Raw genomic sequence first — 271 nt, 5'->3', positions numbered from 1 at the left:
ATGTGTTCCTCGATGATGCGATGGGCCAGCAGATCGGTCACCGTACCTTCCAGCCCGTAACCGACCTCGATGCGCACTTTGCGATCATCCTTGGCCACCACCAGCAGGATGCCGTCGTTGACGTCCTTGCGCCCCAGCCTCCAGGCGCGGAACAGTTGGTTGGCGTAATCCTCGATGCTTGAGCCGCCGGTGGTGGGCACCAGCAGTACCGCCATTTGTGCGCCTTTGCGCTGTTCGAGGGCGGCCAGTTGTTGTTTCAGACCGGCGGTAG

The 271-nt window shown here is 61.6% G+C and carries 1 protein-coding gene; it reads right to left on the bottom strand.

The window, feature by feature from the left end:
• Positions 1 to 271, bottom strand: a 271-nt coding sequence (locus SB765_RS29835; protein WP_410932520.1) for a TPM domain-containing protein, incomplete at both ends; no start/stop codon positions are given.

This window comes from Pseudomonas sp. SIMBA_067, assembly GCF_046534675.1.
Classification (GTDB): Bacteria; Pseudomonadota; Gammaproteobacteria; order Pseudomonadales; family Pseudomonadaceae; genus Aquipseudomonas; species Aquipseudomonas putida.
Note: the sequence above shows the minus strand (reverse complement) of the source record. Positions and strands in the feature narration are given on the sequence as shown.